11 protein-coding genes and 1 tRNA gene are annotated in these 11,551 nt (G+C 60.4%); 11 read left to right on the top strand and 1 reads right to left on the bottom strand.

The genetic code is table 11. From position 1 onward, the window contains the following. Positions 1 to 28: 28 nt before the first annotated feature. The 6 genes from tolB (at position 29) to N7650_RS02410 (ending at position 4,294) form a co-directional block, all read left to right on the top strand. Entirely contained in the window at positions 29 to 1,279 is a 1,251-nt protein-coding gene (gene tolB / locus N7650_RS02435) for a Tol-Pal system beta propeller repeat protein TolB (protein ID WP_205346411.1), read from the top strand. 52 nt (positions 1,280 to 1,331) lie between these two features. Then, positions 1,332 to 1,829: a peptidoglycan-associated lipoprotein Pal gene (gene pal, locus N7650_RS02430; protein ID WP_003178634.1), complete on the top strand. Its 498-nt coding sequence runs from the start codon at positions 1,332 to 1,334 to the stop codon at positions 1,827 to 1,829. Positions 1,830 to 1,835: 6 nt separating this feature from the next. Then, positions 1,836 to 2,663, top strand: coding sequence for a tol-pal system protein YbgF (gene ybgF, locus N7650_RS02425; RefSeq protein ID WP_037061050.1), 828 nt, complete (start codon positions 1,836 to 1,838; stop codon positions 2,661 to 2,663). A gap of 157 nt (positions 2,664 to 2,820) precedes the next feature. Further along, positions 2,821 to 3,468 carry a 7-carboxy-7-deazaguanine synthase QueE gene (gene queE, locus N7650_RS02420; protein ID WP_009402076.1) on the top strand — a complete coding sequence of 216 codons (648 nt, stop codon included), beginning with the start codon at positions 2,821 to 2,823 and terminating at the stop codon, positions 3,466 to 3,468. A gap of 14 nt (positions 3,469 to 3,482) precedes the next feature. Beyond that, positions 3,483 to 4,157: a 7-cyano-7-deazaguanine synthase QueC gene (gene queC, locus N7650_RS02415; protein WP_009402074.1), complete on the top strand. Its 675-nt coding sequence runs from the start codon at positions 3,483 to 3,485 to the stop codon at positions 4,155 to 4,157. A gap of 61 nt (positions 4,158 to 4,218) precedes the next feature. Then, a tRNA-Lys gene (locus N7650_RS02410) sits at positions 4,219 to 4,294 on the top strand. A gap of 259 nt (positions 4,295 to 4,553) precedes the next feature. Here N7650_RS02410 and N7650_RS02405 read toward each other — a convergent pair. Further along, positions 4,554 to 5,450 (bottom strand): thioredoxin domain-containing protein, encoded by an 897-nt coding sequence (locus N7650_RS02405; RefSeq protein WP_279896972.1) that lies wholly within the window; start codon positions 5,448 to 5,450, stop codon positions 4,554 to 4,556. 524 nt (positions 5,451 to 5,974) lie between these two features. Between N7650_RS02405 and N7650_RS02400 the strand changes: the two genes are divergently transcribed. From N7650_RS02400 to N7650_RS02380, 5 genes are all read left to right on the top strand, one after another. Continuing rightward, complete coding sequence (locus N7650_RS02400; RefSeq protein WP_279896971.1) at positions 5,975 to 7,273, top strand: FAD-binding oxidoreductase; 1,299 nt, start codon at positions 5,975 to 5,977, stop codon at positions 7,271 to 7,273. Positions 7,274 to 7,417: 144 nt separating this feature from the next. Further along, complete coding sequence (locus N7650_RS02395; RefSeq protein WP_279896969.1) at positions 7,418 to 8,449, top strand: polyamine ABC transporter substrate-binding protein; 1,032 nt, start codon at positions 7,418 to 7,420, stop codon at positions 8,447 to 8,449. Positions 8,450 to 8,487: 38 nt separating this feature from the next. Then, on the top strand, positions 8,488 to 9,498 hold the full coding sequence (locus N7650_RS02390) for an ABC transporter substrate-binding protein (protein ID WP_279896967.1): 1,011 nt from the start codon (positions 8,488 to 8,490) through the stop codon (positions 9,496 to 9,498). Positions 9,499 to 9,613: 115 nt separating this feature from the next. Continuing rightward, positions 9,614 to 10,672, top strand: a complete 1,059-nt coding sequence (locus tag N7650_RS02385; RefSeq protein WP_279897129.1) for an ABC transporter ATP-binding protein — start codon at positions 9,614 to 9,616, stop codon at positions 10,670 to 10,672. Continuing rightward, positions 10,669 to 11,550, top strand: a complete 882-nt coding sequence (locus N7650_RS02380; protein WP_279896965.1) for an ABC transporter permease — start codon at positions 10,669 to 10,671, stop codon at positions 11,548 to 11,550. The genes N7650_RS02385 and N7650_RS02380 overlap by 4 nt, the downstream gene beginning before the upstream one ends. Position 11,551: the final 1 nt, after the last annotated feature.

The following is an 11,551-nucleotide window of genomic DNA, read 5'->3' as shown; positions in this document are numbered from 1 at the left end:
GCTGGTCGTTCTCTGCTGTGCAGCAGGGATGGCCAACGCAGAAGAAAAGAACATCCTGGTGACCAGCGGCAGCGACCGGGCCACCCCGATCGCCGTAGTGCCTTTCGGTCTGCAGGGCGGCAGCGTCCTGCCCGAGGACATGGCCGACATCATCGGCAATGACCTGCGCAACTCGGGTTACTACTCGCCGATTCCGCGACAGAACATGATCAGCCAGCCGAGCCAGGCCAGCGAAGTCATCTTCCGCGACTGGAAAGCGCTGGGTGCGCAGTACGTGATGGTCGGCAGCATCGTGCCGGCGGGCGGTCGCCTGCAGGTGCAGTACGCGCTGTTCAACGTTGCCACCGAGCAGCAAGTGCTGACCGGCAGCGTGTCGGGCACCGTCGACCAGTTGCGCGACATGTCCCACTACATCGCCGACCAGTCGTTCGAGAAACTCACCGGCATCAAGGGCGCATTCTCGACCCGCATGCTCTACGTGACGGCCGAGCGTTTCTCCGCCAACAGCACCCGCTACACCCTTCAGCGCTCCGACTACGACGGCGCTCGTGCAGTGACCCTGCTGCAATCCCGCGAGCCGATCCTGTCGCCGCGCTTCGCGCCGGATGGCAAGCGCATCGCCTATGTGTCCTTCGAGCAGCGTCGCCCGCGCATTTTCGTGCAGCACATCGATACCGGCCGCCGCGAGCAGATCACCAACTTCGAAGGCCTGAACGGTGCTCCGGCCTGGTCGCCTGATGGCAACCGCCTGGCGTTCGTGCTGTCGCGCGACGGCAACCCGGAGATCTACGTGATGGACATGGGCTCGCGGCAGCTGACCCGTGTGACCAACAACCCGGCCATCGACACCGAGCCTTTCTTCGGCAAGGACGGTTCGACCCTGTACTTCACTTCGGACCGTGGCGGCAAGCCGCAGATCTACAAGACCACCATCGGCAGCGGCGGCGCCGAGCGCGTGACTTTCGTCGGCAACTACAACGCCAACCCGAAACTTTCGGCGGATGAAAAGACTCTGGTGATGATCCACCGCCAGGACGGTTTCACCAACTTCAAAGTGGCTGCACAAGACCTGCAGCGCGGCAGTGTAAAGATCCTCACGGATACCAACCTTGATGAGTCTCCCACTGTTGCGCCAAACGGCACCATGCTAATCTACGCCACCCGCCAGCAGGGCCGGGGAGTCTTGATGCTCGTCTCTCTCAATGGACGCGTGAGGCTCCCGCTTCCTACCGCTCAAGGCGAAGTCAGAGAACCGTCCTGGTCCCCTTACCTGAACTGATGCGGCGATATACGTTTTACTTAACACACTGGGGTTCATTAGGAGTTTCACGATGGAAATGCTGAAGTTTGGTAAGTTTGCTGCGCTGGCTCTGGCCATGGCCGTAGCTGTAGGTTGCTCCTCGAAAGGCGGTGACAACGCTGGCGAAGGCGCTGTTGATCCAAACGCTGGCTACGGCGCAAACACCGGTGCCGTCGACGGCAGCCTGAGCGAAGAAGCTGCTCTGCGCGCAATCACCACCTTCTACTTCGAATACGACAGCTCGGACCTGAAGCCAGAAGCCATGCGCGCCCTGGACGTTCACGCCAAGGACCTGAAAGCCAACGGCGCTCGCGTCGTCCTGGAAGGCAACACCGACGAGCGCGGTACTCGCGAGTACAACATGGCTCTGGGCGAGCGTCGTGCCAAGGCCGTTCAGCGCTACCTGGTGCTGCAAGGCGTTTCCCCAGCCCAGCTGGAACTGGTTTCCTACGGCGAAGAGCGTCCAGTTGCCACCGGCAACGACGAGCAGTCCTGGGCTCAAAACCGTCGCGTCGAACTGCGTAAGTAATTCGATATGCGAGCGTGCCGTCGTGCTGTAACCGTCCTGGCTCTCGCCCTGCCTCTCGTGGCAGCGGCCGAGGTTCCTGTTGTCGATGACAATGCTGGTGGATATAACGGCGCAAGCAGTTATCCGCCGGCAGGTTACGGTACGAACGGCGCCTACGCCGGGGGAGGGGTTTCGACCCCTGCCTCGGCGCAGGGCCAGCTTTTCATGCAGTTGCAACAAATGCAGGAACAGATCGATCGGCAGCAGAACACCATCGAGATCCTGCAGAATGAAGTATCCCGCCTGAAACAGGAGGGCCTGGAGCGTTACCAGGACCTGGATCGGCGTATCTCCAGCGGCGCGGCTCCGGCTCCGTCTGCAACCTCCGAGAATTCCGCTGACGGTGGCGCGACTGCGCCGGCCGCCGGCAACACTGCGGCAGCGGCCAACCAGCCGGCCGCAAGCAGCGAACCGGGTGATCCGGCGAAGGAAAAGCTGTACTACGATGCAGCGTTCGACCTGATCAAGGCCAAGGATTTCGACAAGGCCGCCCAGGCGTTCAATGCCTTCCTGCGCAAGTACCCGAACAGCCAGTACGCCGGCAACGCCCAGTATTGGCTGGGTGAAGTGAACCTGGCCAAAGGCGACCTGCAAGGCGCAGGCCAGGCCTTCGCCAAGGTCAGCCAGCTATATCCGAAGCACAACAAGGTGCCGGACTCGCTGTACAAGCTGGCCGACGTGGAGCGCCGTCTCGGTCATACCGATCGGGTCAAGGGCATCCTCCAGCAGGTGGTGACCCAGTATCCTGGTACTTCGGCTGCCCAGCTCGCCCAACGCGACCTGCAGAAGCTCTGAATCACAGCGTTTGAAAGAAACCCGCGCCTGTCGCGGGTTTTTTCGTTAGAATCTGCCCCCTTTTATTGAAACGCTGCCGCGAATAACGCTATGTCGAGTTCGCGGCGGTGCCTGACGGAGGCGGACAGCCTGTTCAGCTGTCCAGCCCGTGGCGACTATGCAAGACACATTACGCATCACCGAAGTCTTTTACTCTTTGCAGGGTGAAACGCGCACCGCTGGGCTGCCCACGGTATTCGTGCGTCTCACCGGCTGTCCGCTGCGCTGCCAGTACTGCGACAGCGCCTACGCCTTCAGTGGCGGCACTCTTCGCACCCTCGACTCGCTGCTGGAGCAGGTCGCCAGCTATCGCCCGCGCTACGTGTGTGTAACGGGTGGCGAGCCACTGGCCCAGCCGAACGTCATTCCCCTGCTGAAGCAGCTGTGTGACGCCGGCTACGAGGTCTCCCTGGAAACCAGTGGTTCGATGGATATCTCCGCCGTCGATGAGCGGGTCAGTCGCGTGGTGGACCTGAAGACCCCTGGTTCCGCCGAAGTCCACCGCAACCGCTACGAGAACATCGAACTGCTGACCGCCAACGACCAGGTCAAGTTCGTGCTCTGCTCGCGGGAGGACTACGACTGGGCGGTGTCCAAGCTGACCCAGTACGGGCTCGACAAGCGTGCCGGCGAAGTCCTGTTCTCGCCCAGCCACCATGAACTGAACGTCACTGATCTGGCTGACTGGATCGTCGCCGACAACCTGCCGGTTCGCTTGCAGATGCAGTTGCACAAACTGCTCTGGAACGATGAGCCGGGACGCTGAGAGGAGCTTCTGCAATGACTGAGAAACGTGCGGTAATTCTGCTGTCCGGCGGGCTGGATTCGGCCACTGTGGTTGCCATGGCAAAGGCCGAGGGCTACCAGTGCTACACCATGAGCTTCGATTACGGCCAGCGCCACCGCGCCGAGCTGGATGCCGCCGCCCGGGTCGCCCGTGACCTGGGTGTCGTGGAGCATAAGGTGATTGGCTTGAATCTGAATGGCATCGGCGGCTCGGCCCTGACCGACAGCAGCATCGACGTCCCCGAGGCTCCTAGTGAAGGCATTCCGGTAACCTACGTGCCGGCGCGCAACACGGTGTTCCTCTCCCTGGCCCTGGGCTGGGCCGAAGTATTGCAGGCACGCGACATCTTCATCGGTGTCAACGCCGTGGATTATTCCGGCTACCCTGACTGCCGTCCCGAGTTCGTCGAAGCCTTCGAGCGCATGGCCAACCTGGCGACCAAGGCCGGCGTGGAAGGGCAGGGCTTCCGCATCCAGGCACCGCTGCAGAACCTCAGCAAGGCACAGATCGTCCAGGCGGGCATCGCGCGTGGAGTGGACTACAGCCTCACCGTTTCCTGCTATCAGGCGGACGATGACGGACGAGCCTGCGGCAAGTGCGACAGCTGCCGCCTGCGTGCCGAAGGCTTCGCAGCGGCCGGTATTCAGGACCCGACGCGATATTTTTGAATTATTTTGCGATGGGGTGTTGATTTCCCGTTAGAAATCAGTATTATACGCGCCATCCAACGGGTCGTTAGCTCAGTTGGTAGAGCAGTTGGCTTTTAACCAATTGGTCGTAGGTTCGAATCCTACACGACCCACCATTTTCACAGCGGTTCGTATGTACTAGGAAGGGAAGGCCTGTAAGAGCCAGCCCAGTCATGATGCCGTATGAAGTGAGCCCTAGAGTCGCTTCGATGTGATGTAAATATGAAATAGCCCGCGGCCTGTACAGGTTCGCGGGCTTTTTCTTTGGTCCCGCCAGCGATACCACGCCTCATTAGCAGTCATAACTCCAAATAGGATGCGGGCGTGCTTTGTAATAACCGGCGTCAGGTCCACCAGCACATTGTTCCGCACGCACTACATATGCCGAGACAATATTTCCTTGATCCGACTCTCGGGCTGGTGTCCCGGAATAGTTTCGAGTTCCTCCCCGTTCTTGAACAGCTTCATGACCGGAACACTGGTGATGTGAAACTTGCTCCCGGAAGCAGAGTTTTCATCAGTGTTCACTCTCGCGACCCGCAGATTCCCCCCGTACTGTGGCGATAGCTCACGCAGTGTCTTTTCCAGCGCCTTGCATGGGCCGCACCACTCCGTCCAAAAATCGATCAGGACCGGCGTCGAACTCTTGATTGCCTCAGGCAAGTTATCGTCGGTCAACGTGGTGACACCGCCCGGCACCCAATCTACTATCGCTGCGGGCCGGGCGCCGACAGGCTTCGCGCTATGCTCTGGAAACCCTTCTTGAGTGAGATTGACGCCGACCACCCAATGGCTACCCTCGACCAGCGTAGTGTGCGTCAGCTCCAGTCCGCGCTCGTATAAGGCGTTCGTATCGGGCCCCGACCAAGTCACGTTGAAGGGCATCCCGTCCGGACCGTCCGCGATTTCGATGGCGATGCGGATGGGGCTGTCGACCTCGGGGGACGAGTTCCCTTTCTTGAGCTCGTAGTTCAATTGCAGACGAACCTCCTCGTTCATAGAGTGGGCGCCCGCAGCCCAAACGACGTCGTATTTCAGCCCCGTGGGAGTGATGTCTGGTCCGGCGTCAGAAAAAACTTTTCCTATCACGGATTTCGAATCGAGCTTCAGTAAATACCAGCTGTGGTTCCCGATATGAAGCGTGATCGACTTAACACAGCTTTTTTGGTGCTCGTAAACTTTCTCCTGCGGCTTTGAATGGCCCGGCCCGAAAAAGTTAGTGATTGATTCCATGACCTTGAGCATGCGAAGTTCGTAATCGTTGTCGCTCATCTGCTTTATCCCTGGTGTTGCATCAAGTTAAGAAATTCGGGCTACATCTGTATTTGTAAACCGGACTCGCTCAACACAATACCTTGCAGGTCCTGCGCCCGTGATTCCTACGGATTTCTGCCAATATGGCAAATAAGCTCCCGGACTGCTCCGCGTTCCACTGGGAGTTATAAAAGCCTAGCAGAGGATTTCGTCGCCTCCCGGCCCCCATATAGCGCCGCCAGCGTCCCAGCCGGCGATTTCAGCTACGCATAGTCATTACTGCATCCCAGCAGCATCGCCTAGTGGCTACAACGAGCAGCACAGGCAGCACCTGCTACACCCCGCAAGCGGTTGCTCGAACAGCACGGCTTGTTTCTGAAGGTTCCCCTTAGTAAATCAAAAAATGCCCTGCATTCCATCAATTCGATTGACATGGATCGATATGTGACGGATTATTTTTGTTAAGTGATTTTGTCGAATCGCACAGCGATACGGAGTCTAAATTGTACGATCCTCTTGTCAGTGCTACCCCAGGCGCAGGAATGCCACATTCGCCCTCCTATTGGGTTGATACAGCGGGTGAGGCCCCGGATGACGATGGCCCGATCTCGGGTGCAGTCGATGTAGAGGTTGCCATCATCGGGGCCGGCTACACGGGGCTCAGTTGCGCGCTGCATCTGGCTCGTGATCATGGGATCAATGCCGTGGTGCTGGAGGCGAATCAGGTGGCCTGGGGGTGCAGCGGTCGTAATGGCAGTTTTGCGCGTATTTCTGGTGGTCGTGTGCCGCTGGCACAGTTGATCAAGCGCTACGGCGCAACCAGGGCCAAGGCCTATTTCGAGGAGATGTCCGACGGGCTCAACACCGTTCGCGGACTGATCCGCGACGGAGCGATCGCATGCGATCCACAGCCCGATGGCGTTTACAAGGTGGCGAGCCATGCGTCACACGTCGAGGCACTCAAGCACGAGGTGGGCCTGTACAACGATGTATTGAACTACCGCGCCGAGTTTGTCAGTGGCAGCCAGGTGCATTCGGTGCACAGCGGCGCCGAGGCATTCGGAGCCTTGTATATGCCGGACGGGTTTTCCATGCACCCGCTCAAGCTGGCCTGGGGGCTTCACCGCATGGCGCGCACGGCCGGTGCCAGGGTGCACACCTCGTCACCGGTGATGGAGTGGCACAGCAGCAACGGTGTTCATCGCTTGGTCACGCCTGGTGGTGTGGTTACGGCCCGCAAGGTCGTGGTGGCGACCAATGGCTACACCTCGCCAGCACTGAACAGGGCCACTGCCGGACGTGTGCTGCCGGTTCATTCGCAAATCATCGTGACCCGCCCCCTGACTTCGGAAGAGAAGCGGCTCAGCCTTCCAGGCAGCGAATGCATGTTCGATACCCGCAACCTGCTCTCGTATTACCGACGCCTGCCGGACGACCGCATTTTGTTCGGTGGACGCAGCGCCATCACCGGTCGGGAGGCGGACGATCCTCGTCACAGGCAGAACCTGCACGACGCGCTGTGCCGCAAGTTTCCGGTACTGGCCGGTATTGAAGTGGATTACAACTGGGGCGGCTGGGTCGCCGTCAGCGAAAACTCGCTGCCCTTCATCTGCCGGGTGCCGGGGCTCGACAACGTGTACGCCGGTGGTGGTTATGCCGGTAGCGGTGTGTCGTTCTCGGTGCAGACCGGCAAGCGCCTGGCGCAGATGCTGACGGGGACAACGCAGCCCACCTCGATCGATTTCCTGCACCAGGTTCCCAAGCGTTTTCCCTTCCAGCCGTTCCTGCGGTTGGGGCAACGCATGACTTACGCCTGGTATCGCTTCAAGGATTCCCAATAGGCTTTTCGCATCCCGTATGTTTGCGGTAGAGGCCGGAATTAGAGAGGCACCCGTGCTGCCTCCGTCATTATAAAAAGAGTGGTTCGGGTGATATCGCCCCGCGTTCGATTCAACTGTCTAACTAAAATAACTCAGGAGTTGAAAATGCATTCGATCAATAAGCGCTTGGCTGGCGTGGCGCTGGCCTTGTCCGTGTGTTCCGTGGCCCCTGTGCAGGCTGCGGGTACCGTTACATTCGCTGGTTGGGGCGGGGCGTTGCAGGACGCTGAACGCAAGGCCTATCTCAAACCGGCAGAGGCGGCCCTGGGGATCAGGATCCAGGAAGACAACATGGACGGTCTGGCTGCAGTGCGTGCTCAGGTGATGTCGGGCAAGCCGAAGTGGGACGTGGTCGAGCTGGCCTCCAATGATTGCGTGCTCGCCCAGGAACAGGGCCTGACCGAACCCCTCGATTACTCGGTGATCAGCACCGAAGGCGTGGCAGCCAACTTCTACGGCAAGAACTGGATCGCCAGCAATGCCTACTCCACCGTGCTGGCCTGGGCCAACGATGCCAACGGCAATGCGCCAAAAACCTGGACAGAATTCTTCGATCCCCAGGTCAAGGCCTCCCGCGCCATGTATCGCCAGCCCTATACCACGCTGGAACTGGCACTGATCGCTGACGGCGTGTCGCCCAAGGCCCTTTATCCATTGGATGTCGACCGTGCCTTCAAGGTGCTGGGGCGTATCAAGCCGCAAGTGGTCAACTGGTGGCGCAGCGGTACCGACTCCGCGCAATTGCTGCGCAGCCGCGAAGTGGACGCCCTGGCGATCTGGGCCTCGCGGGTCGAGGACCTGAAGAAGTCCGGTGAGAACGTCGACTACACCTATGACCACGCGCTGCTCGACTACGACTGTGTGGTCGTGCCCAAGGGCGCGCCGAACAAGGAACTGGCCATGAAGCTGATTGCGCAGATCATGAAGCCGGAAAGCCAGGCGACGCTGGTCACCCTGATTCCGAACCCGCCCATCAACGTCAAGGCCTACGACACCGACATCATCCCGCCCGCCATGGCCGCGACCTTGCCAACCGCACCTGCGAACGTCGACAAGGTGGTGTTCTTCGACCCGGTCTGGTGGCAGGCGCACCAGGCGGAAGTCCAGCGTCGTTTTGACTTGTTCATCCAGAATTGATGGGAGGCTCGGGTATGTCCGGTTTCAAGAGAAAAACTTTGCATACGGCCGTCGTGGCCGCATTGGCCCTCGCCGCAAGCTGTACCGCGCTGGCCGACAGCCTGACGTTTTCGGGCTGGGGTGGGGCATTGCAGGATGCCGAGCGCAAGGCCTACCTGGAGCCTGCGGCCAAGGCGCTGGGCGTGACGATCAAAGAAGACAACATGGATGGCCTGGCGGCGGTGCGCGCCCAGGTCATGTCGGGCAAGCCGAAATGGGATGTCGTGGAGTTGGGCAGTACAGAGTGCGCCCAGGCCCAGCAGGAAGGCCTGGTCGAACCCCTCGACTACTCGGTGATCGATGCGACTCATGTCGACAAGAGCGTGGTCAGCAGTCACTGGATCGCCAGCCATGCCTACGCCACCGTCGTGGCTTGGGCCGATGACACCGGTGCTCCCGTGGCGAAGAACTGGCAGCAGTTTTTCGATCCGCAGGTCAAGGGCGCTCGTGCCCTGTATCGGCAACCCTGGTTGACCATGGAGGCGGCGTTGCTGGGTGACGGCGTTGCGCCGAAAGACCTGTATCCGCTGGATGTCGAGCGCGCCATCAAGGTACTCGAGCGCATCAAGCCACAGGTGGTCAATTGGTGGAGTGCCGGTGCCGACTCGGCGCAGTTGTTGCGCAGCCGCGAGGTCGACTTCCTGGCGATCTGGAACGGACGGGTGAATGATGTCAAGGCCAGCGGCGAGAAGGTGAACTACAGCTTCGACGGCGCCCTGTTGAGCCATGACTGCCTGATCGTTCCCAAGGGGGCGGCCAACAAGGACCTGGCAATGAAGCTGATCGCCCAGATCATGACGCCGCAGAGCCAGGCAGCCCTGGCGACGCTCATTCCCTACTCGCCGGTCAATAGCCAGGCATACCAGGAGCCGGCGATCACCGAGGAACTGGCGGCACGCCTGCCAACCTCGCCGCAGAACATCGACAAGGTGGTCTCGGTGTCTCCCGAGTGGTGGGTAAGCAATCAAGCTGCCGTTCGCCAGCGCTTCGCCTTGTTCCTGGCGCATTGACGGTTGCTGCCAGACGCGAAGTGAGGAGGGGCGCCTCGGCGTCCCTGCTTCAATAAAAAGGGCTGAAGTTGCCCGTGTGCCGAGTGTGTGTATGTCCGAAGATCCTAAACTTTCGATGTCGATCGACATCGAGAACCTTACTAAGACCTACGACAGCTTTGCTGCGTTGGATGATGTCTCACTCTCGATCAAGAGTGGCGAATTCCTTTCTCTGCTCGGTTCCTCGGGGTCCGGGAAGACCACGCTATTGATGGCGCTGGCCGGTTTTGTTCGCCCTGACGCCGGCAGTATTCGCTTTGGCGGTCGGGAGATGATTTTCGAGCCGCCACACAAACGCGATGTCGGCATGATGTTCCAGAGCTACGCGCTGTTCCCGCACATGAACGTGTTCCAGAACGTTGCCTACCCGCTGAAGCTGCGTGGTTACGCACGGGCGGACATTCGCCAGCGGGTGGAGCAGGCGTTGGCCACGGTAGAGCTCGACCACTTGATCGAGCGAAACATCACCGAGATGTCGGGTGGTCAGCGCCAGCGGATTGCCCTGGCCCGGGCCATTGTCTTCGAGCCAAAGATCCTGTTGATGGATGAGCCTCTGTCGGCGCTCGACAAACGCCTGCGGGAAACCATGCAGTTGGAACTGCGCCGCTTGCATGAGCGCCTGGGCATGACCGTGGTCTACGTGACCCACGACCAGCGCGAAGCCTTGACCATGTCCGACCGCATTGCGGTGATGAGCAAGGGCAGGATTCGCCAGATCGATACGCCGGTGAACCTCTACGAGCGCCCGGCCAATCGCTTCGTTGCAGAGTTCGTCGGCGAATCGTCCTGCCTGCCGGTGGTGCCGCACGAAGGGGGCGCTCGATTCCAGGGACGTTCCCCGGCCACTGTCAGCGCGGTGGCCGGGCTCAAGAACCCTAGCCTGGTGGTCCGTCCGGAAAAGCTGCAATTTATTTCGGCCGACGCTAGTGAGTACAACCGCCTTTACGGCCATGTCACCGATGTGATTTTCCAGGGTGAGAGCCAACTGGTGCAGATCGACCTGGGCGAGGGCATGTCGGTCGCCATCCGCCGGCCGACCCGCAGCTCCGAAAGCGGCCGCCTGCCGGCCCGTGGCGAGGCCGTGGTGCTGGGCCTGCACCCGCAGGACACCCTGGTGGTTGGAGACGAACCATGAGCATTGGCGATCTGGACGCGTTGAATGCCCGTCGCTTGCGCGGTGCCGAGCGGCGTCACCGCTGGTATCTGTTCGGCTCGGGATTGCCTGCGTTGCTGCTGGTGCTGCTGACCTTCGTCCTGCCGATCGGCTGGTTGTTCTGGCTGTCGTTGTTCGATGCCAACGGCCAGTTGACGGTGGAGAACTACACCCGGCTGCTGGAGCCGATCTATGTGCTGACGTTCGTGCAGACCTTCAAGATCAGCATCATCGTCACCATCGCCTGCGTGCTGATCGGCTACCCCTACGCCTACTTCATGGTCAAGGGCGCGCGCTGGCTGGCCAACCTGGCCATGGGGCTGCTGCTGGTGTCGCTGTGGACCTCGCTGCTGGTGCGTACCTACGCGTGGCTGATCATCCTGCAGCGTCGCGGAATCGCCAACGACCTGCTGATGAGCCTGGGCCTGACCGACACGCCGCTGGCACTGGTGCATAACCTGACCGGCACGGTGATCGGCATGGTGCACATCATGTTGCCATTTATGATCCTGCCTCTGTATGCCGCCATGAAGAGCATCGACCCGATCTACAACCAGGCGGCTGCCACCTTCGGCGCGTCGCCTTCCCGGGCCTTTCGCGATGTGTTCCTGCCGTTGTCGCTGCCAGGGCTGGCGGCCGGTGCCACCCTGGTATTCGTGATTACGCTGGGCTTCTACGTCACACCTGCGCTGCTGGGTGGTGGCAAGGTGCAGATGATCTCCATGCGGATCGAGAGCGATGTCTCGATGTATGCAAACTGGGGAGCGGCGTCTTCGCTGGGCGTGGTGCTGTTGCTGGCCACCCTGCTCATGTTGTTCATCGTCAAGAAGGGCGCTGGCCTCGGCCGGCGCAGCGAGTGAG

Origin of the sequence: Pseudomonas sp. GD04058, assembly GCF_029836855.1 — a bacterium.
In the GTDB taxonomy this organism is placed as follows: domain Bacteria; phylum Pseudomonadota; class Gammaproteobacteria; order Pseudomonadales; family Pseudomonadaceae; genus Aquipseudomonas; species Aquipseudomonas bharatica.
Note: the sequence above shows the minus strand (reverse complement) of the source record. Positions and strands in the feature narration are given on the sequence as shown.

Excerpts from the sequence above, each read along its gene's own strand:
- tolB (WP_205346411.1), top strand. The coding sequence starts at position 29 with ATGGCCAACGCAGAAGAAAAGAACATCCTGGTGACCAGCGGCAGCGAC.
- pal (WP_003178634.1), top strand. The coding sequence starts at position 1,332 with ATGGAAATGCTGAAGTTTGGTAAGTTTGCTGCGCTGGCTCTGGCCATG.
- ybgF (WP_037061050.1), top strand. The coding sequence starts at position 1,836 with ATGCGAGCGTGCCGTCGTGCTGTAACCGTCCTGGCTCTCGCCCTGCCT.
- queE (WP_009402076.1), top strand. The coding sequence starts at position 2,821 with ATGCAAGACACATTACGCATCACCGAAGTCTTTTACTCTTTGCAGGGT.
- queC (WP_009402074.1), top strand. The coding sequence starts at position 3,483 with ATGACTGAGAAACGTGCGGTAATTCTGCTGTCCGGCGGGCTGGATTCG.
- N7650_RS02405 (WP_279896972.1), bottom strand. The coding sequence starts at position 5,450 with ATGAGCGACAACGATTACGAACTTCGCATGCTCAAGGTCATGGAATCA.
- N7650_RS02400 (WP_279896971.1), top strand. The coding sequence starts at position 5,975 with ATGCCACATTCGCCCTCCTATTGGGTTGATACAGCGGGTGAGGCCCCG.
- N7650_RS02395 (WP_279896969.1), top strand. The coding sequence starts at position 7,418 with ATGCATTCGATCAATAAGCGCTTGGCTGGCGTGGCGCTGGCCTTGTCC.
- N7650_RS02385 (WP_279897129.1), top strand. The coding sequence starts at position 9,614 with ATGTCGATCGACATCGAGAACCTTACTAAGACCTACGACAGCTTTGCT.
- N7650_RS02380 (WP_279896965.1), top strand. The coding sequence starts at position 10,669 with ATGAGCATTGGCGATCTGGACGCGTTGAATGCCCGTCGCTTGCGCGGT.